The organism is Lentzea rhizosphaerae (genome assembly GCF_042649515.1).
GTDB classification, from domain to species: domain Bacteria; phylum Actinomycetota; class Actinomycetes; order Mycobacteriales; family Pseudonocardiaceae; genus Lentzea; species Lentzea aerocolonigenes.
This window is the reverse complement of the sequence record NZ_JBHRZI010000031.1, coordinates 134,275-154,215: the sequence shown is the minus strand read 5'-3', so window position 1 is coordinate 154,215 and position 19,941 is coordinate 134,275. Positions and strand designations below refer to the sequence as shown.

Genomic DNA, 19,941 nt, shown 5'->3' with positions numbered 1-19,941 from the left:
GATGACGCCGATCCAATCGCGGGCGAAGTCCCGCTGTCAGGTGACCGCTGTCCCGAATCACGAGGGACTTCCGAGTCCCGCCTCACGGGCGCGCACGATGGCCTGCGCGCGGTCCGCGACCTGCAGCTTGGTGAAGATCGCGGAGACGCGGTTGCGCACGGTCTTGCCCGACAGGGAGAGCCGATGGGCGATCGAGGTGTTGTCCAGCCCGGACGCCATCAGCTCCAGCACGTCCCGTTCGCGGTCCGTGAGCTGTGGGAACAGCACGGCCTTGGACGACGAGATCGCGGTGAAGTAGCCCATCATCCGTTGCGCGATGGTGGCGCTGAAGATCGCCTCACCGGCCCCGATCGCCTGCACCGCACGCACGATCTCGTCGTCGTCGGTGGTCTTGACGAGATATCCGCGCGCGCCGGCCTTCATCGCCGCGAACACCAGTTCGTCGTCCTCGTGCATCGTCAGCACGAGGACGCCCAACGACGGCAACGTCTCCAGGATCTGCTTCGCGGCGTCCACACCGCCCAGCCCGGGCATGTGGAGGTCCATCACGACGACGTCCGGTTCCAGGTCGAGCACGACCTGCACGGCCGAAAGCCCGTCCGCGGCCTCACCGACCACGGAGAGCCCGTCCTCGCCGTCCAGCAACGCCTTGAGCCCGCGCCGGAACACCGGGTGGTCGTCCGCGATCACAACCCGCGTCACAGCGTCCATTTACTGGGCCTCCAACGGGATCCTTGCCACCACCCGTGTCCCGTGTGGTTGCGCGGGTCCCACTGTGCACGATCCACCCAGCTCCGCGCAGCGTTCTCGCATCGAGTCGAACCCGACACCGGGCTTCGAGTCGGCCGAGACGCCGCGTCCGTCGTCCACGATCTCCACGACGAGATCGCCGTCGGCCCGGACGGTGATCACGCACTTCGAGGCGCCCGAATGCCGTGCGGTGTTGGTCAACGCTTCCGCGACGATCCGGTAGGCGGCGACTTCCACGGCCGCGGACAGGCCGTCGATCTGCTCGGCCTCCACCTCAACGGTCAGATCGCCGTTGAACCGCGCGGCCTCGTCACGCACGGCCAGCGCCAGGCCCTGGTCGAGGATCGGCGGCCGCAGCCCGTCGACGAGCCTGCGCACCTCGACGGCGGTCGTGTCGACGTCGGCCAGCACCGGGTCCAGCACCTCGCCCAGCGACCGGCGCAACGCCTTGAGCTGCAACCGAATGCCGACCAACGCGGGCCCCACGCCGTCGTGCAGGTCGCGCCGCAACCGCAGCCGTTCTTCCTCGCGCGCACGCACGAGCCGTTCGCGCGCGAGTTGCAGGTCAGCGGTCAGCTTGATCGACTGCGCGGCCGGTGCGGTGGAACGGGCGAGGTCGACGAGCAGACTCAGCTCGCGGTCGCTCAGCCGTTCGTCGGGCGCCCGCGGCTCCACGACGAGATCACCGACCGACGATCCCCGGTACGTCATGGGAAAACGCAGCTGCGGCCACCCGCGGCTGCGTCCGTGCTCGGCCAGCACCGACCCGCCGCGAATCGCCACGTACGGCAGCTTCAACGACTCGGCCACGGTCTGCGCGACCGTCGGCAGCACGTCCTGCGACCGTTCGAGTTTCTCGCTCAATGTCGACAAAGCGACATAAGGATCGGCTCGCTGACCGAACAGCCACAGGTCGAGCCTGCGCTGCAGCCAGCTGCGGATCGGCGCGAACACCAGCCCTGCCGCGACCACCCCGATGACTTCGGCGTCGGCCGCGAACAGCCGCCCGCCCGCGAGCATGGAGCCCATGTAGACCAACAGCAGCACCACGGTCAACGAGCCGTAGAGCAACGACCGGTGAATCAGCAGGCTGATGTTGTACAAGCCATATCGCACGATCGCGATGACCGCGGCAGCCGGAAAGGCGAGCACACCGACGACCCAGGCGACGTGCCCGTCCGTCGTTTCCAGCACGGTCGCGGCAACGGCCAGTGCCAGCAACGCGACCGCCCACACCAGCAGCCGACGCTCGTCACCCTCGGCCTTGCGCCACCTCAGCACCAGCGACACGACCGCCGCGACGACCGCGATCCCGGCTGCCACCACGGCGATCGCGGTGATCGTCTTCGCGGCAGCAGGTCCACCACCGCGGTGGAAGCCCGCCGGATCAGCCCACGATCCCCAGGCGAGCCCGGCTGTGCCGAGAACAGCACCGAGCAACGACACACCGATGGCGACCCACCACCGGTTGCTCAACGGCTTGCCGTTCGGGAAAACCAGTGCGACGGCGGGCAACAGCGCATAGGTCGGCCACCAGACCCACTCCTCGACCCATCGGGCTGGATGATCGACCGGCTGGCCCGCCACCGCGACGGCGATGCCGCCGAACACGCCCATGACCAGCAACAACCAACCGACGGCCGACCCGCGGACGTGCCCGATCACCCGCACACCGAGCAGTGTGAAGGCGATGGCGATCAGCCAGTTCCGCGGATGCGAAATCGCGCCGGTGACCACGGTGTGCACGACGGCGAAGAGCACACACGCGGCCACCAGCGCGCCGATGACCCGAGCGAGGACTACCTCCGCCCGGGTCAGTCGTTGAGCCAGTGCCACAGGTCGTGGAACGGCGAACCGTCGTCGAGGGTGGTGATGCCACCACTGCTACCGGGCCAGCCCTGGAAGGTCATGATCCGGTGACGCAGGTCCTCGACGGACATCGGTTTGGAGGCCTGGTGGGTGTGGTCGAAATCGACGTCCCCAGGCTGCGGGCTCATCGCCCGCGCCTGAAGCTCCGCGTACCACGACAGGAGCTCTTCGTCGGACATGTGCGAAAAGTACGGCGGTACTACCTTCTGCCCGGACTTCGACATGTCAGGAAGGAGTCGCAGGCACTCGCCTGGATACACGAGTGCCCACGAACATTTGCGACTACTTCAAGCCAAGATCACGGCAGGACCTGGATCTTGCGCCCCTTACCCGCCTTGAACTGGTCCAATGCCCCCGCGTAGTCGGTCAGCGGCACCCTGTCACTGATGAAGATCTCCGGATCCAGTACTCCGGTCGCGAACAGGTCCGCCGCCCGTTCGAACGAGTGCAGCACCGCCATCGAGCCGGTGATGGTGATCTCCTGGTTGTAGATCCGGTACGGCTCGATCGTGACCCGCGCGGAGTAGTCCGAGACGCCGAACTGGAGGAACGTTCCGCCCTTCGCGACCCGGCCGAGGCCGTCCTGGATGGCCTTCTCGTTGCCGGTGGCGTCGATGACGACGTCCCAGCCCTCCGGCCGGTCGAGCTCGTCCGCCGACCCCGCCACCGCGGACACACCCAACTTGACCGCGGTCTCCAGCCGTTCCGCGTTGAGATCCACCACCTCGATCGACGACGCCCCGGTCAGCTTGCCGAGCTGCAGCATCATCAGGCCCATGGTGCCCGAGCCGTAGATCAGCACCCGTGACGCCATCTGCGTCCGCAGCACGTCGTACCCGCGCACCGCGCACGACAGCGGTTCGATCAACGCCGCGTCCTCGGTCCGCACGTGGTCCGGCAGCTTCACGCAGTTGGCGACCGGCGCGACAGCGAACTCCGCAGCGCCACCGGAGGTCGTGACACCGATGGCCGCCCAACGCTCGCACAGGTTGCTCTTGCCGGAACGGCACATCCGGCACTCGTGGCAGTACAGCGACGGGTCGACGGCCACGCGGTCGCCGACCCTCACCTCGTTCACCTGCGACCCGATCTCGACGACGGTGCCCGCGAACTCGTGGCCCGGCACGACCGGCAGGGTGGGCGCGAACTCGCCCTGCAGGATGTGGAGGTCCGTTCCACAGAGTCCGCAGGCGGCCACGTCGACGATCACTTCGCGCGGACCGCAGGCAGGATCGTCCACAGTGGTCACTTCGACGGATCCGACGCCGGTGATCACTGCTGCTTTCACTTGACCGCTCCCAACGAAAGGCCCTGGACCAGCTTGTCCTGGGCGGCGAACCCGGCGATGAGCACCGGCAGAGAAACCACGACCGCCGCGGCGCAGACCTTGGCCAGGAACAGGCCCTGTGACGTGACGAACCCGGTCAGGTACACGGGCGCGGTGCCGGCGACGACACCGGTGAGCACCCGTGCGAAGAGCAGCTCGTTCCAGCTGAAGATGAAGCAGATCAACGCCGTCGCCGCGATGCCGGGCATGGCCACGGGTGCCACGATCCGGCGCAGGATCGTGATCAGCCCGGCGCCGTCGATCGACGCCGCCTCCAGGATCTCCCGCGGCACCTCGGACAGGAACGAGCGCATGAGCCACACCGCGATCGGCAGGTTCATCGAGCAGTACAGCAGCGTCAGGAACGAGATGTGGTCGAGCATCCCGGCGAACTGCGCGATCAGGTAGATCGGCAGCAGCGCCGCGACCACCGGCATCATCTTGGTGGACAGGAAGAAGAACAGGACGTCGGTCCACTTCTCCACCGGCTTGATCGACAACGCGTACGCGGCCGGGATCGCCAGCAGCAGCACGATGATCGTCGACCCGATCGAGGCGCTGAACGAGTTGATCAACGGCGGCCACGCGCCCGCGTCGAAGAACTCCGCGTAGCCGTCGAACGTCAGCGGTGCCGCGAGCGACGGCGGGTTCGTCGCCGCGTCGGACTCGCTGTGCAGCGACGTCAGCACCATCCACGCGACCGGCAGGAAGAACAGGATTCCGCAGAACCAGGCGAGAACGCCCCAGCTGTGTTTAATCATTTGGGGCGTCATTTCGCCTCCCTGAAGAGCGACGACACCACGCGCAGCGCGAAGGTCGCGATGACGATCGACCCCGCCACCACGATCACGCCGGCCGCGGACGCCTCGCCGTACTCGTGGGCCTGGTAGAAGGTCTGGTAGATCATGTACGGCAGGTTCGCCGTGCCCAGGCCACCGGACGTGATCGTGAAGACCGCGTCGAAGTTCTGCACGATGTAGATGGATCCGAGCAGCCCGCCGAGCTCCAGGTACTGCCGCAGGTGCGGGAACGTCAGGTACCGGAAGACCTGGAACTGCGACGCGCCGTCGATCCGGGCCGCCTCGACGGGTTCCACCGGCTTGCTCTGCAGGCCCGCCAGCAGGATCAGCATCATGAACGGCGTCCACTGCCACACGAGCGACGCCACCACGGCCGTCATCGGCATGGTGCTGATCCAGTCGGGTTGGGCGTCGAAGCCCAGCCAGTTCAGGATTCCGTTGAACAGGCCGTACTCAGGGTTGTAGAGCACGTGCTTCCAGATCAGCGCGGACGCCACCGGCACGACCAGGAACGGCGCGATGAGCATGGTGCGGACGAACCCGCGACCGGCGAACTTCTTGTCCAGCAACAACGCGAGGCCCAGCCCGAGCAGCAGGCTGATCAGCACCACGGACGCCGTCAGGACGACCGTGTTGACGACCGACGAACGCAGGTCCGGGTCGGTGAACACGTTGACGTAGTTGTCTATCCCGGCGAACCCGCGTCCGGCCGGGTCGAGCGAGTTCCACTTCATGAACGAGATGACCAGCGTCGCCACGAACGGCAGCTGCGTCACGATGATCAGGAAGATGAGCGCGGGCAGCAACGGTGCCCGCGTCGCCCACTTCGGATACCGCTTGCGGGGGACGGGAGGCGGCCGGTCGGCGACCGACCGCTTCTCCGTCGAAATGGAGTCGAGGACTGCCATCTCACTGCCCCTTGTACTTCGCGGCGACCTTCTCCGCGAGCCCCTGGGAGCTGTTGAGCGCGTCGTCCACGGACACCGCGCCCGCGATCGCCGAGCTGATCTGCTGCGACACCTGGGTGCCGAGATCGGTGAACTCGGGGATGCCGACGAACTGGATGCCGGGAGCCGGCCGCGGCTGCACACCGGGGTCGTTCGGCTTCGCGCCCTTGATCGCTGCCTCGGCGGCCGCCGCGAACGAGCCGGAGGACTGCTTGTACTCGGCGCGCTGGTAGGTCGACGAGCGCTTGCCGTCGGGAACCTTGGCCCAGCCGAGGTTCTTGCCGACGAGTTCCTCGTAGCCCTTGCCGGACGCCCACGAGATGAACTTCCAGGCCTGTTCCTGCTTCTTCGACGCCTTCTGGATGCCGAACGCCCAGGTGTAGAGCCAGCCGGAGGTTTCGGTCTTCACGACCGGTGCCTGCGCGAAGCCGAGCTTGCCCTTGATCGGTGAGTCGTCGGCCTCCAGCAGACCGGCGGCGACCGTGGCGTCGTACCACATCGCGACCTTGCCCTGCGTCATGTTGTTCAGGCACTCGGCGAACCCGGCCTGCGGCGCGCCCGCCTCGCCGTGGTTGCGCACGAGGTCGACGTAGAACTTGGTGGCCTCCTTGAACTCCGGCGCGTTGAGCTGCGCCTGCCAGTCCTTGGTGAACCACGTGCCGCCGAAGGTGTTCACGACCGTCGTGAGCGGCGCCATCACCTGGCCCCAGCCCGGCTGACCGCGCAGGCAGATGCCGCGGACGTCGGGCGTCGCGACCTTCTGGGCGGCCTCGGCGACCTGCTGCCACGTCGGCTTCTCGGGCAGCGTGACACCCTTGGCCTCGAAGAGGTCCTTGCGGTACATGAGGAACGACGACTCGCCGTAGAACGGCTGCGCGTAGACCTTGCCGTCCGCGGCGGTCAGCGACTGCTTGATCGGAGTGAGGATGTCGGCCTGGTCGAACGCGCTGTCCTTGGCCACGAAGTCGTCCATCGCCGCGAGCCAGCCGTTCTTGGCGTACATCGGAGTCTCGTAGTTGGAGATCGTCGCCACGTCGTACTGCCCGGCCTGGCTGGAGAAGTCCTGGCTGATCTTGTCGCGGACGTCGTTCTCCGGCAGCACGGTGAAGTTCACCTTGATGCCGGTCTCCTTGGTGAAGTTGTCCGCGGTCAGCTTCTGCAGGTCCTGCATCTGCGGGTTGTTGACCATCAGGACGTTCACCGAGTCGGCGCCACCCCCACCGCCTCCAGCACCGGAACAGGCGGAAGCCAGGAGCAGCACAGCGGTGGCGGCGCCGAGCGTGCGAAGGGTTGAGCGGATCGACGACATCGTCTTTCCTTTCGGGGGTTTTTGGGCGCGCTGAACACACCCACCCTGTTTGTGATGAACGGCGCTTTTGTTCACCTCAGGTGCACAAATGCGCCGTTCATCGTTTTCAGGCGCGGATGATCTTGGGGCCGAGGAGGGAGTAGCGGTGGGCCTCGTGCGCGGAGAGGCCGCTGTCGGTGACGATCGCCTCCAGGTCGGCGACCTCGGCGAACCGGTGGAAGCTGGACACGCCGAACTTGGTGTGGACTCCGACGAAGATCTTCCGCCGGGCCGAGCCGAGCGCCTTGGCCTTCACCGCCCCGACCGCGGGGTCGGGCGTGGTCAGGCCGTGCTCGCGGGAGATGCCGTTGGCACCGATGTAGGCGAGGTCGATGACCATCTCGCCCAGCATCCTGGTGGTCCAGTGGTCCACAGTGGCCAGTGTGTGGCCCCTGACGCGCCCGCCCAGCAGCAGAACGGTGCACGACGGGTGCTCGGACATCGCCGCCGCGGTCGGCAGCGACGCCGTGATGATCGTGAGCGGGTTGGTGGTGGGCAACGCCTCCGCGACGAGCTGCGGTGTGTAGCCCTCGTCGATGAACACGGTCTCCGCGTCGTCGAGCCGTTCGGCGGCGGCCTTCGCGATGCGCCGCTTCTCCGGCACGTGCGATCCGGCGCGGAACCTCAGCCCGGTCTCGAACCCGGCGCTCTCGACCGGGATCGCGCCACCGTGCGTGCGTCGCACCAGACCGTGCTCGTCGAGCACCCGGAGGTCGCGCCGGACCGTCTCCGGGGCGACGCGCAGTTCGTGCGCCATCTCCACCACGTCGACGCGACCGTCGGCGCGCGCCCTGGCCAGGATCCGCCGTTTGCGTTCCTCGGCTCGCATGTCACCTGCCCACTCGGCTCTGTTGATGCCCGTTCGGGCCGTGCATAGATAAAACACCCACGTCAGGTTGTGGTCGCCACCACAACTCAGTGAGATCCTGCCCGGTTTTTGCCCGTTTCACATGACGAAAGCCGCGCCCACCTGGGACGCGGCTTTCGGGCATGCCCGGATCAACATCAAGACTTGCCCGTTTCTAGCCCAACCAGGCAGCGGCATCACTCGGCAGCTGCCCGTTGACCAGCGGGATGCTCGTCAACGCCGGCACGCCCGGCAGGTCGATCGGGGCTTGCGACAGGTTGACCACGCACGTGTGGCCGCCCCGCCTGAACGCCAGCACGTCCTCGCCGAGGTCGAGCCACTCCAGGTCACCGTCGATCGCACGGCGGCGCGCGAACACCTCGCGGTACAGGCTGAGCATCGATTCAGGGTCGTCCGTCTGGGCCGCCACCGAGAACTCCTGCCAGTTGTCCGGCTGCGGCAACCAGCTCGGACCGTCCTCGCCGGACCAGGGGAGCGGCACGCGGCAGCCGTCGCGCCCCCTGTCGGTGAAGCCGGAGCGATGCCACACCGGGTCCTCGCGCAGCTCGTCCGGCAGGTCCTCGACCTCCCAGAGACCGAGTTCCTCCCCTTGGTAGACGTACACGCCACCGGGCAGCGCGGCGGTGAGCATGATCGCCGCACGGGCCCGGCGCGTGCCGAGTTCGAAGTCGGTCGGGGCGCCGTGTTGCCTGTCCGCGAAGGAGAATCCGGTCTTCTCGCGGCCGTACCGGGTCACGTGCCGGGTGACGTCGTGGTTGGACAGCACCCACGTCGGTGGCGCGCCGACGGGTTCGTGCGCGGCGAGCGTGGCGTCGACGACCCGTCGCAGTTCCTGGGCGTTCCAGGGACAGCAGAGGAAGTCGAAGTTGAACGCGGAGTGCATCTCGTCGGCCCGCAGGTACCTGGCGAACCGCACGGGGTCGGGCAGCCACATCTCGCCGACGAGGATGCGTTCGCCGTCGTAGGAGTCGACGATCTTGCGCCACTCGCGGTAGATCTCGTGCACGCCGTCCTGGTCGGAGTAGGGCAGGTCGGCGTCGGGCTTGCCGAAGTCCTTGACCAGCCCGTCCGCCACGTCGATGCGGAAGCCGTCGACGCCGCGGTCGAGCCAGAACCGCAGAATGTCCTCGAACTCCCGGTGGACAAGGGGATTCTCCCAGTTGAAGTCCGGTTGCTCGGCGGCGTAGAGGTGCAGGTACCAGCGCCCGTCGTCGAGCTTGCTCCAGGCGGGGCCGCCGAACCGCGACTTCCAGTCGTTCGGGATCTCGTCGGAGTCGCGGACGTGGAAGCGGTCCCACAGGCCCTGCGTGAACCACGGGTGCTGGTCGCTGCAGTGGTTGGGGACGAGGTCGATGATGATCCTGATGCCGAGCCCGTGCGCGTCCGCGATGAGCTTCTCGGCGTCGGCGAGCGACCCGAAGACCGGTTCGATGTCGCGGTAGTCCGCCACGTCGTAGCCGCCGTCGGCGAGCGGGCTGGGGTACCACGGGTTGATCCAGATCGCGTCGAAGCCGAGGCTCGCGATGTGCTGGAGCCTGGCGCGGAGGCCGGCCAGGTCGCCGATGCCGTCGCCGTTGCCGTCCGCGAAGCTGCGCAGGTAGACCTGGTAGATGGATGCGTTGCGCCACCAACTCATCTGGTGTCCTTTCAGCCTTTTACGCCGCCCGCGGTGAGCCCCGCGAGGATGTGCCGCTGGAACGCGAGGAACAGCGCGACCATCGGCAGGCTCGCGAGCACGAGGCCCGCGAGCAGGAGGTTGATCGGGGTGTCGGGGGCGAAGCGCTGCAACGCCACGCTGAGCGTCTGCTTCGCCGGGTCCGGGAACACGAGCAGCGGCCAGATGAAGTCCTTCCAGGCCGCGACGACCGCGAAGATCGAGACGACCGCGAGGATGGGCCGCGAGATCGGCAGGACGACGCGAATGAGCGTCGTCCACGTGCTCGCGCCGTCGATCCTGGCCGCTTCGAGGAGCTCTTCCGGGATCTGGTCGAAGAAGCGCTTGAGCAGGTAGACGTTGAGCGCGTTGGCCGCGGCCGGCAGCCAGATGCCCGCGGGGTTGTTGAGCAGGTCGAGGTCGGTGAGCGTGAGGTAGACCGGGACCAGCAGGGCCGTCGCGGGCAGCATCAGCGTGGCGAGCATCAGGCCGAGAACGACGTTGCCGCCCCACGGTTTCAGCTTGCTGAGCGCGTAGGCCGCGGGCACGATCACGGCCATCTGCACGGCCCACGCGCCGATCGCGACGACGAACGTGTTGAGGAAGAACCGGCCGAGGTCCATGAAGTTCCAGGCGTCGGCGTACGCGCCCGGTTCCCACGTCCGCGGCAGGATCGTCGGTGGTTGCTGCGCGAGCTCTGCCGGTGGCTTGAAGGCGCCGAGCAGCACCCAGACCAGCGGGAGCAGGAACACCGCCGTGAACAGGACCAGCGTGAGCGTGAGGACGACCCAGTACGTCTTGCCGGTTCCCCCGGTGAGGGTCCTCATGCGTCGGCCTTCCTGGTGATCTTGAGGTAGAGGAAGGAGAAGACGCCCAGCACCGCGAAGAGGATCAGGCTCAGCGCGCTCGCGGTGCCGAAGTCGTTGTAGTAGAAGGCGTACCGGTAGAGCAGGAGCAGCACGGTGACCGTGGACTCCTCCGGGCCACCGCCGGTCATGACGAACGGCTCGGTGAAGATCTGCATCGTCGCCACGACCTGGAGCAGCAACAACATCAGGATCACGAACTTGGTCTGCGGGATCGTGACGTGCCAGATCTTCTTGAACAGTCCGGCGCCGTCGAGGTCCGCGGCCTCGTACAGCTCACCGGGGATCGTCTGCAGCGCGGCCAGGTAGATCAGCGTGGCCGAGCCCATGTTCGCCCACGTGATCACCAGGACGAGGCTGATCATGCTGGTGCTGCTGGAGTCGAGCCACTGGGACGTGGGCAGACCCAGTCCTCTGAGGACGGAGTTGAACAGGCCCGGTCCCGGATCGTAGAACCACTTCCACAGCAACGCCGTCACGACCGGCGGCAACATCACCGGAAGGTAGACCAGCAACCGGAAGTAGCCCTTGGCGTGCCGCAGTTCGTTGAGCACCACGGCGGTCAGGAACGGGACGCCGAAGCCGATGACGAGCGCGAGGAGGGTGAAGTACGCCGTGTTGCGCCACGCCACCGCGAACAGCGGGTCCGCGAAGAGCCGCTCGAAGTTCTCCCAGCCGACCCAGTCGGGGCTCGTGACGAAGTTGACCTGCTGGAAGCTCAGGACCACCCCGCGCACGATCGGCCACCAGGAGAACACCGCGAAGACGACCAGCGCGGCACTCAGAAAGCCGTACGCGGTGACGTGGCGCCGCACTCACTTCACCTGGGCCAGAACGGCGTTGACCTTGGTCTCGGCGTCCTTGAGCAACGCCGCGTGGTCAGCGTCCTTGTTGGTCAACGTCGCCTGCACGACCGAGTCGAGAATCGCGTAGACCTGCTGCGCCTGCGGAGGTTCGAGCGTGCCCTTGGTCTGCTCCGAACCGTCCACATAGGCCTGGAAGTTCTGCACGGGCATGGTGGCGTACTTGCCCTTGAGCTCTTCCTGCTTCTTGCGCGGCTCACCGGTCCAGATGTCGGCGATCGGCGGAATCGGCAGGCCGACGGGCTGACCGCGGTCCTTGTACTTCTGCAGGTTCGTCTCAAGACGGTCCGGGTTGAGGTACTTCCACTGGATCCACTTGAGGCCGGCCTTGATCTTCTCCGGCGACGCCTTGGGGTTGATCATGTAACCCTCGCCGCCGAGCAGAGTGCCCTTTTGACCGGGAATCGCCGCCAGTCCGTAGTCGTCGTACTTGCCCTTGAACTGGTTGACGATCGCGGCGACGTTGTCCGGCGCGGCGAGGTACATGCCGAGCTGGCCCGCGCCCATCATGTTCTGCACGTCGCCGATCTCCAGGAGCTGCTTCTCGCCCATGGAGTTGTCGTCCCAGCGCATCTCCTTGAGACGTCGCAGAACCTCCTTGCCCTTGTCGTTGTTGAAGTCGGCCTTGTAGGTGTCGCCGTCCTTGCGTGCGATGTCACCGCCGACGGACTTCATCCACGTGGTGAAGTGCCAGCCGCCCTGGTTGCTCTTGCTGTACTCGGCGAACCCCGTGACGCCGGCGTCCTTGAGCTTCTTGGCCGCTGTTCTGACCTCGTCCCAGCTCTTCGGCGGCGAGTCCGGGTTCAGACCGGCCTTGGCGAAGTTGGTGCGGCTGTAGAGCAGGCCCATCGTGTAGTTGGCGGTGGGCAGCCCGTAGACCTTGCCGTCGGCGGTGAAGACGTCCTTGAGCTCCTGCTTGAGGTCGCCGTAGTACTTGACGTCCTTGACGTAGCCGGTGAGGTCGGCGGCCTGCTTGCGCGCGATGAGCGCCGCCGGATCCGTGAAGTAGACGTAGAAGACGTCCTCGAGCTGCCCGCCGGCGAGCTTCGCGGAGAACGTCTTCGGGTCCATGAACCCCTCGTGCGGCACGAGGTCGATGTCCTTGTGCTCGTTCTCGAACTCCGCGACGTCCTCGTCGAAGACCTTGCGGTCGAACGCCTGCGTCTGCGGTGGCTGGCCGTTGATGTTGATGACGACCTTGCCGCCCGCCGTGTCGTTCGTGGAACCGCTCCCACAGCCGGCTACGAGGACACAGCCCAACAGCACGGCAGCGGACTTCTTCATGGTGGGGCCGCCCTTCTCGCGAGCGCGTCGATGTGACGGCGACCATAAGTCCCCGTTACATCTGGACGCAATATCTAGACGAAAACTCGCAAGAAGACGACTGCTACCGGACAGGTGCCGTGGAGGCCCTCACCACCAGTTCCGGCTCGAACAGCAACTCGTCCGGCGCCACGGCGTTGCCGGAAATCTGGTTGGCAAGCAGCTCAACAGCCGCCCGCCCCATGGCCTCAATGGGCTGCCGGACGGTGGTGAGCGGCGGATCGGTGCAGGTCATGAAGGCGGAATCGTCGTACCCGATGATCGACACGTCCCCAGGCACGTCCAACCCGGCGCGCCGGACGGCCCTGATCGCCCCGAGTGCAAGCGGGTCGCTGGCACAGATGATCGCCGTGACCCCGCGCTGCACGAGCTTGGTGGCCGCCGCCTGCCCACCTTCAAGGCTGAACATGGCGTGCTCGACATCGGCACCACCTTGCTTGGTGATGGCCTCGAGCTTCCGCAAGCTCGGCACGTGGTCCGGCGGCCCCAGCACGGCCCCGATCCTGCGATGTCCCAGCGAAAGAAGATGCCCGTACGCCTGCTCCACGGCCACTGCGTCATCGCACGAAACTCGCGGAAACGCCAGGTCGTCGATGGCGGCGTTGACCAGCACCGCAGGCAACTTCCTGCTCATCATCTGCTGGTAGTGCCCGTGACTGGCGTCCTTCTGCGCGTAGAGCCCGCCAGCGAACACGATGCCCGAAACGTGCTGCTCAAGCAGCAACTCCAGGTACTCGGCCTCGGTAACCCCACCAGCCGTCCTGGTGCACAGGACGGGCGTGAAACCCCTTTGCGCCAGCGCGTTGCCCACCACGTCCGCGAACGCGGGAAAGATCGGGTTCTGCAACTCGGGCAACACGAGCCCGACCAGCCGCGCCCGCTCACCCCGCAGCTGCGTGGGCCGCTCGTATCCCAGCACGTCAAGCGCGGTGAGCACGGCACTGCGCGTGGCGTCCGAGACGCCGGGCTTGCCGTTCAGCACCCGGCTGACGGTGGCCTCGCTGACCCCGACCTTGGCCGCGACCTCGGCCAGCCTCCGTTGCGTCATGGCGCAAGTGTACGCAAATTCTTGCGCTCGCTTGCGCACCCACGCTCACTCTCTCGGCAGGCGCTGTGGGCCAGGACTCTTGGATACGCTGCAATGTCACCGCAGGTGAGGGAGACCGCGATGGCCAGTGAAGCAGTCCAGCCCGATTCCGCTCCCCCTTCACCACCTCTTGAGCGCCCACGCTGGTCGCCACCTCCAGTGCAGCCGGTCGACTGGTTCCGTTGCGGGTCAAACGGAGGCGGTACGGTGTACGTGCGGCCTGCCGACTGATCACAGGTGCCATGCGGTCACGTGTGCTCGTCTACTTCGGCAGCCTGCTCGCAACCGTCGCACTGATCAACACCCCGGTACCCCGGATCATCGTCTCCGCCGTGCTCAATCCCGAGGCCGGTGACGCTGTCGCACGCAGCCTCGGGTCCATCACCAAAGATCTCGTGCTGGTGCTGCTCATCTCGATCTACTTCGAATGGGTGCGGACTCGCGAGCAGAGCGACCTGCTGCGCGGTCTTGACGGCAAGCTGGAGGGGATCCGCGAGAACATCAGCAACGCGACCGCACCGGCTGTCCGCCGGCTCGTGCTCGACTCCGCCACATCGGAGGAACTCGTCACCACGGCTTTGGACCGGGACATCCCGCACACGCCTCACAAGGCTTCGCTCGTCTCGCTGATGCTGCAGCCGAGGCCTGTTCTTCGCGACGTCTCGATGGCGCTGCGGATCGAGGGAGTGGACGAAACTGCGGTGCACGCCGGCATCCGGATCGAGGTGACGATGCCACGTGGGCAGATGCTCGTCGCCGCCACGCCGTCGGTGATGCACTCGACCGCGTTGTCTGCAGCGTGTCCGGACGTGTTCGAGGTGGTCAGTCTCGGGAGGCCTGGCTCGTTCGACGAGGCTGCCAGGACGTTCGGCGAGAAGCTCGAGTGTTATGTGGAGTCACCGAGCCGGACCACCCGGCGCGTCGAGTTCCGGAGGGTCCCGGCGAACGCGTTGAGGAAGTACATCTCGCCCCCGGTCGGGATGACGGCCGGCGACATCGTGCTCTTCGCCGCGGACCTGGGTGAGGGGGACGGCGAGTTCGTCCGGGTTCGCTACCACTACCACTGGTCTCAGGACCTGGATGAGCACTTCGTCTACTGGGCGGCCGACCGTCCCATGTTCGTCAGGACCATCACCTTGGACATGCGTGAACTGGTGACCCGCCAGGACTGCCGGGTTTGGGTGAAGACCTTCCTGGGTGGTGTCGACTCGCTGGTGCTCGACAACACCAGTGACGGCCACACCTCGCTCAGCCTCGACCGGTGGATCGTCGAGGGGCAGGGCGTCGTCGCTGTCTGGTGAGTCACCTCATCGCTTCACGCCACAGCAAAGCCACCCCGTGTCCCGGCAGCAACCACGACTGCACGTCCAAGTCCCCGAGCTCGCTCGCCTCCAGCCACTGCGCGGACGCCTCCGTCGACCTGAACGTGAAGGGCATGACGCGGAACTCGTGCCTGGGGGAGTGGTCGACCGCCAGTCCGGTGGCGTCGAAACTGATCGTGTCCACAAAGGACGGATAGGGTGACTGCCAGTAGCAGAAGCCGTCGTTGGTGCGCTGCAAGGTGCGCGACGAGACGGTGAGCCCGCAGATCGCGCGCACCACGTGGTCGTCGGCGATGCCGCTGAGATCGCATTCGAAGATCCGCAGGTCGCTCATGTGGCTCATCGGGCTGAGCTTCGGCAGCGTGCCCGTGGGCTCGCGGAAGAAGGTCAGGTAGTTGGCCCACTCGTTGAACTTCACCTCGACGGGCGGGATCTGACTGGGTTCCGCAGAGCGTCGCTGGCCGTCGTGGTCGAGGTAGTCGATGGCGATCTGGGTGGACTGGCGCAGGTCGTCGACGGAGTCCAGGAACAGCGACGAGTCGGGGATGAAGTAGAGCTCGTAGAGGGGGTAGCGGCACGCGGCGCTGATGGTGTCGCGGAGCAGGGCGTTCGAGGTCGCGAAGATGACAAAGCGGTCGACGGGCACGCTGTTGCGGAACTGGTACCGCTGGGTGGTCATGAAGTGGTAGGTCTTGGTGTCGATGCCCTGCAGTTCCAGCTTCACGGTGGTGCTGGTGCTGATCGTCAGATCGTCGCCGCGGGGGCGCATGCCGTCGCCGCCCAGGATGCCGGCCACCACGTCGTCGTTGGCGACGTTCGGGCCGTAGACCGAGGCCAGGAAGGTGCGCAGGACCTCGGACGGGAGCAGGTGCTCGACGAACACCGGGCCCGCGATGCGGCCGACTTCGGCGACCAGGCGTCGGTGCAGGAATAGCTCGTAGGTGCCGAGCAGGAAGCCCGCGAGTGCGGGTAGCGGCCACACGACCACGAGCACGTCGTGCAGCACTGAACGAGTCGTGGGTTGCCAGAGCAGGACGACGGTCAGGTCGAGAGCGGCCAGAAGGATCAGGAGAACAGCGACGGCCAGCGCTGGTACGTGCCTGCGCGCCGCCACCACCTCGTCGCCGCCCCCTCACTCCACCGGCTGTCCATACATGGTGGGAGTGATGGGGCAGCAGCGCCAGACCCTTTCGGTCGATGTCGTACTAGCGGGGCCGATTCCACATCGGTTCGTCGTGGACTCCGACGTACGTGCTGAGGGTGGCTCGCGGGGTGGTGTCGTCGGTGACGAGGTCGTTGTACAACCCGAGCAAGTGCGTGGTCATTGCGCTTTTCGCACCAACCTCGTCGCGCCGGCGGAGGAACCAGACGACCTGCTCGTGTTCGTTCGCCGAGCGGTTGTGCACTTCGCGGGACGGATGCGCGTGCCGCTTGCAGTCCTGCAGGCCGGGAACGAGCGCCTGGTACATCTGCGCCAGCAGCTCGTTGTGCGCGGCGTGGATGACGGCCGAGTGGAACTCCTCGTCCGACTCGATGACCTCCTGCGTGTCCTCGACCTCGGCGCGCTGGTAGCGACGGTTGAGCTTGGCCAGCTCGTCCAGCTCGCCGTCGTCGGCGCGCACCGCGGCGAGTGAGGCCGCGGTCGTCTCCAGCGCGATCCGAACCTCCAGCAGGTCCGTGTGCGAGAACTGACGGGACGCGAGGCGCCCCTCCAGGTGCTCTTCTACCGCAGCGAGGTCGGTGCGGCGCACGTACCAGCCGAGACCACGGCGGACCTCGACGATGCCCTGGAGCTGGAGGCGCTGGAGAGCTGTACGCAGCGAGGACCGCGCGACATCCAGTTTGCGAGCGAGTTCAGGCTCTGTGGGAAGGCGGTCTCCCGCCTTCAGCGTGCCGCCGATTATCTGCTCCCGGAGCTTCTGCTCGATGAGCTCCGGCAGTGGCCGTCGCGAATCAGGCGAGAGCGCCCAGCTCTCACCGAGATGTGCGTCGTCGGCAGGCATTGGTTCAGTCTAAGCCTCTCGCAGTCTGGTTGCAACTTGTCTGGCAACCTGGCGACCGTTGACAGACAACCTACAACTGCGAGATTCTTTTGTCATGGCGAGCCGCCCCGGACCGCCCACACCGGGACCACGGACTCGCCTAGTCGGGAGGGATCGAGATGTCCGCAGGGAGCGCACTCGGAATCGCAGCCGCCGTCGCCGTCGCCGTGACCGCAATCGGTTGGCGCACAGTACTCACGATGGTCGCAGTCTCTGTCGTCGCGTTGGCCGTCGTCGGCTTCGTGAACGTCACCAGCATCATGTTCGGCTGAGGAGGGGAATCCGGTGCCCTGCCTGCGCTTTCGTCAAGCGCAGGCAGGGCACCGGTCTGTTTGTGGGGGGATCCTGTCTGTAGTCACGCTCACATCGTGCGTTAGAGTCGCTCGCCATCAAGGCGCCGTCGCGGTGGCGGTGCCCACGACTCCACGACGTCTTCTGGGCACGTGAACACGGGGTCTTCGATGGTGGCATCTCCTTCAGAAACTGCTCACAAGCTGCACGCCCGCATCGCGCCGGCCGAGGTGCTGGTCGACGAGCGGCGCACGCTCTACCGGCTCGCGGTGGACCTGTTCGCTCCGGGAACCGAGTTGTCGGACAACCTGGTGGACCATCCGATCGTCCGATACGAGATCGGCCGTGCGCTGGCAGGTCATGGTCTGGATGTCGGGCGGCTGCACGAGGTCGCGGCCCTCGGCGTGCGGCACGCAGGCCTTCTGGTGGCCGCGGACCCGCGGTCCGCCGACCTGCTCGAGGCGCCGTTGCGGATCATCGCCCCGCCCGGTGTGACGATCAGGCCGCTGACCGAGGCGGACGGGGAGCGGTTCGAGGCGGTGCTGCAGGTGGTGGCGGACGGCATTCGTCTGTTCCGCGAGCTTGCGCCGGAGGCGGCTGACGACCTCCTCCCGCACGTGTCGATGCTTGCGGTGCTCAAGCGGGAGACGTCCGGCGGCGTCGTCTCGGCCTCGTCGCGGTACGTGCCCGGCATCGTGCTGATCGACGAACCGTCGTTGCCGATCGAGGTGGCAGAAGCGCTCGTGCATGAAGGTGCGCACGAGAAGTTCTTCGACTTCGCCATCACCCGTGAATTTCTCGACGCGCGGGCGGAGGACGTCGAGTTCTTCGAGACGTCCTGGTCGCACGCCCGTTGGCCGCTGGAGCAGACGTTCGCGGCCTGGCACGCTTACAGCTGTCTCGCTCAGTTCGCTCTCGCCTGCGAAGGTCAATCACTCGGCAAGGACTCCCTGCTGCCGAAGGCGCGGGAGCGGGCGGCGGAAATCGGCGACTGGTTGCTCGCTCATGAGCACGACCTGGGCCCGGGTGCGCGGTGGTTGTTGCGGGCCATCGCTGATGAGCCGGCGAGTCTCGCGTCCGATGTGGACGGTGCGGCGTCGCCCGTCGCCATTGACCGGGACGGCAAGTTCCACGTGGTGCCGGACATCAGGCTCAGGCGTGCGGCCACTGGGCGCGGAGTCGTGGGCAGGGCGGCACAACCGCCTGAGGTCTTCTGGCTCGATGACGACACGAGCTGGCTGCTCAGCCAGCTGCCGGACGATGGAACGCCGATGGCGGTCGAACGCATGGTCTCGAAGGCGGTCGAGGAATGGCAGGTCGCCGAGGCAACCGCTGAGCGGCGTCTGGAGATTTCCCTCGACTCGCTTCTGCGTTCGTCACTCGTCATGCAGACGTGATCCGGACTCACCGCTCCCGAGAAGGAACCATGACAAGCCTGAACCAGCCTGCTCGCCCGCTCAGACCCGTACTGCCCTGCGGCTCGCAGCTCACTCATCCGCGCCGCGTGGATGTGCCTGTGACCCGGCCTGTCGTACCGGTCGACTGGTTCCGGCGCGTGCCCAACGGCGGCACGACGCACCGCCGCCGGCTCCGGTGACAGCAATCAGGTGACGACGGCGAGGGCGGTGTAGGGGAAGCCCGGTGAGCTGATCGTTCGGCTGACGGTGGTCGGAGCGCTCGTCCGGATGCGGGTGAGTCGACGGAAGTCCAAGCCGCACGGAAATCGGGGGAACCGTAGATTTTTGTTTCCTGGACAGTTGTTCAGGAAGTTTTAATGCATGGACCAATGTGGTGGAATTACTTCTGCGAGAGATAGTTCATCCACGGGATGTACTGGGGAAACGGTCCTTCCATGTCGGCTTGGTGCAGTTTCCCCGAGTCTGGCGTGGGGCCGTTGGTACGGCCTGACCCTTTGCGGTCACGACGCGGTAAAGCTGCTGGTGAGAAGGTATTGCGGTCCGATGTAGACTGCCGCATCCCGGTGTGCCGGGAGGAGTGAAACGGCCCTTTCCGTGTGGTGTCAGACATGCGGTGCCGACGTGCTGACTCGGCGAATGTCGCAGGGTTCACGCGACGGTCAGGTCGTGTCGCTATGTTCTGGCTGGGATGCAATGCCAGTTGGGCTCTGTGGCAGTGCGTCACCATGGAAGATTCATTTGGTTCGAGCTCTACTTCAGGCAATCCGGGAATGTCGGGTCGTGGACGCCGTGCTGTGAGGTGTCGTGCGCCTGGCAACCGCTCGGCGTGCTCGTACGTGGCGGCTCGGACATTCCGCTCCCGAGAAGGAACGATGACCACCCCGACCAGCCGCTTCGCTGGCCACGGTTTCCGCCGAACGACGGTGTCCCTGCCCTCGCCTTCCTGCCGGTGTGGGTCCGGTGATCGGTCAGCCTGTCACCTCCGTCGACCAGCTCAGGCGCATTCCGAACAGCTGCACCACCTATCGCAGGAACCGGCCACGTCGGTTCCTCTGTCCCCCGTGCCCGCGATCCACAGTTCAGCGAGGTGTCCGATGGCGTCCGAGCAAGAGGGTCCGCGGGTCGGCGTGCGCATCCACGCCACGGCGCCGAAGCGGCGTCTGCAG

18 protein-coding genes are annotated in these 19,941 nt (G+C 66.5%); 3 read left to right on the top strand and 15 right to left on the bottom strand.

The window, feature by feature from the left end:
• Positions 1–57: 57 nt before the first annotated feature.
• The 13 genes from ACFOWZ_RS36390 to ACFOWZ_RS36330 form a co-directional block, all read right to left on the bottom strand.
• Entirely contained in the window at positions 58–711 is a 654-nt protein-coding gene (locus ACFOWZ_RS36390; RefSeq protein ID WP_382378470.1) for a response regulator, read from the bottom strand.
• Positions 712–2,523, bottom strand: coding sequence for a sensor histidine kinase (locus ACFOWZ_RS36385; protein ID WP_382378469.1), 1,812 nt, complete (start codon positions 2,521–2,523; stop codon positions 712–714).
• 41 nt (positions 2,524–2,564) lie between these two features.
• Entirely contained in the window at positions 2,565–2,798 is a 234-nt protein-coding gene (locus ACFOWZ_RS36380) for a hypothetical protein (RefSeq protein WP_382378468.1), read from the bottom strand.
• 119 nt (positions 2,799–2,917) lie between these two features.
• Entirely contained in the window at positions 2,918–3,907 is a 990-nt protein-coding gene (locus ACFOWZ_RS36375) for a zinc-dependent alcohol dehydrogenase family protein (RefSeq protein ID WP_382378467.1), read from the bottom strand.
• Positions 3,904–4,707: a carbohydrate ABC transporter permease gene (locus ACFOWZ_RS36370; RefSeq protein ID WP_382378466.1), complete on the bottom strand. Its 804-nt coding sequence runs from the start codon at positions 4,705–4,707 to the stop codon at positions 3,904–3,906. The genes ACFOWZ_RS36375 and ACFOWZ_RS36370 overlap by 4 nt, the downstream gene beginning before the upstream one ends.
• 8 nt (positions 4,708–4,715) lie before the next feature.
• The gene (locus ACFOWZ_RS36365) at positions 4,716–5,654 is read right to left on the bottom strand and encodes a carbohydrate ABC transporter permease (RefSeq protein WP_382378465.1); all 939 of its coding nucleotides are present in this window, start codon (positions 5,652–5,654) and stop codon (positions 4,716–4,718) included.
• A gap of 1 nt (position 5,655) precedes the next feature.
• Positions 5,656–7,002 carry an ABC transporter substrate-binding protein gene (locus ACFOWZ_RS36360; RefSeq protein WP_382378464.1) on the bottom strand — a complete coding sequence of 449 codons (1,347 nt, stop codon included), beginning with the start codon at positions 7,000–7,002 and terminating at the stop codon, positions 5,656–5,658.
• 106 nt (positions 7,003–7,108) lie between these two features.
• The gene (locus ACFOWZ_RS36355; RefSeq protein WP_382378463.1) at positions 7,109–7,870 is read right to left on the bottom strand and encodes a DeoR/GlpR family DNA-binding transcription regulator; all 762 of its coding nucleotides are present in this window, start codon (positions 7,868–7,870) and stop codon (positions 7,109–7,111) included.
• Positions 7,871–8,063: 193 nt separating this feature from the next.
• Complete coding sequence (locus ACFOWZ_RS36350; RefSeq protein ID WP_382378462.1) at positions 8,064–9,545, bottom strand: glycoside hydrolase family 13 protein; 1,482 nt, start codon at positions 9,543–9,545, stop codon at positions 8,064–8,066.
• A gap of 11 nt (positions 9,546–9,556) precedes the next feature.
• Positions 9,557–10,390, bottom strand: a complete 834-nt coding sequence (locus ACFOWZ_RS36345; RefSeq protein WP_382378461.1) for a carbohydrate ABC transporter permease — start codon at positions 10,388–10,390, stop codon at positions 9,557–9,559.
• A complete protein-coding gene (locus ACFOWZ_RS36340; RefSeq protein ID WP_382378460.1) occupies positions 10,387–11,244 on the bottom strand; it encodes a carbohydrate ABC transporter permease in 858 nt (285 codons plus the stop codon). Before ACFOWZ_RS36340 ends, ACFOWZ_RS36345 begins: the two co-directional genes overlap by 4 nt.
• Positions 11,245–12,576: an ABC transporter substrate-binding protein gene (locus tag ACFOWZ_RS36335; protein WP_382378459.1), complete on the bottom strand. Its 1,332-nt coding sequence runs from the start codon at positions 12,574–12,576 to the stop codon at positions 11,245–11,247.
• A 103-nt stretch (positions 12,577–12,679) separates the two neighbouring features.
• The gene (locus ACFOWZ_RS36330) at positions 12,680–13,663 is read right to left on the bottom strand and encodes a LacI family DNA-binding transcriptional regulator (RefSeq protein WP_382378539.1); all 984 of its coding nucleotides are present in this window, start codon (positions 13,661–13,663) and stop codon (positions 12,680–12,682) included.
• A 281-nt stretch (positions 13,664–13,944) separates the two neighbouring features.
• On the opposite strand from ACFOWZ_RS36330, the gene ACFOWZ_RS36325 reads away from it, so the two are divergent.
• Positions 13,945–15,003, top strand: coding sequence for a hypothetical protein (locus ACFOWZ_RS36325; RefSeq protein ID WP_382378458.1), 1,059 nt, complete (start codon positions 13,945–13,947; stop codon positions 15,001–15,003).
• A gap of 1 nt (position 15,004) precedes the next feature.
• On the opposite strand, the gene ACFOWZ_RS36320 is transcribed toward ACFOWZ_RS36325, so the two are convergent.
• On the bottom strand, positions 15,005–16,138 hold the full coding sequence (locus tag ACFOWZ_RS36320; protein WP_382378457.1) for a hypothetical protein: 1,134 nt from the start codon (positions 16,136–16,138) through the stop codon (positions 15,005–15,007).
• A gap of 91 nt (positions 16,139–16,229) precedes the next feature.
• Complete coding sequence (locus ACFOWZ_RS36315; RefSeq protein ID WP_382378456.1) at positions 16,230–17,027, bottom strand: FadR/GntR family transcriptional regulator; 798 nt, start codon at positions 17,025–17,027, stop codon at positions 16,230–16,232.
• 158 nt (positions 17,028–17,185) lie between these two features.
• On the opposite strand from ACFOWZ_RS36315, the gene ACFOWZ_RS36310 reads away from it, so the two are divergent.
• Together ACFOWZ_RS36310 and ACFOWZ_RS36305 are read left to right on the top strand one after the other, a co-directional pair.
• Entirely contained in the window at positions 17,186–17,338 is a 153-nt protein-coding gene (locus tag ACFOWZ_RS36310) for a hypothetical protein (RefSeq protein ID WP_360398153.1), read from the top strand.
• A gap of 192 nt (positions 17,339–17,530) precedes the next feature.
• Entirely contained in the window at positions 17,531–18,754 is a 1,224-nt protein-coding gene (locus ACFOWZ_RS36305) for an aKG-HExxH-type peptide beta-hydroxylase (RefSeq protein WP_382378455.1), read from the top strand.
• Positions 18,755–19,941 lie beyond the last annotated feature (1,187 nt).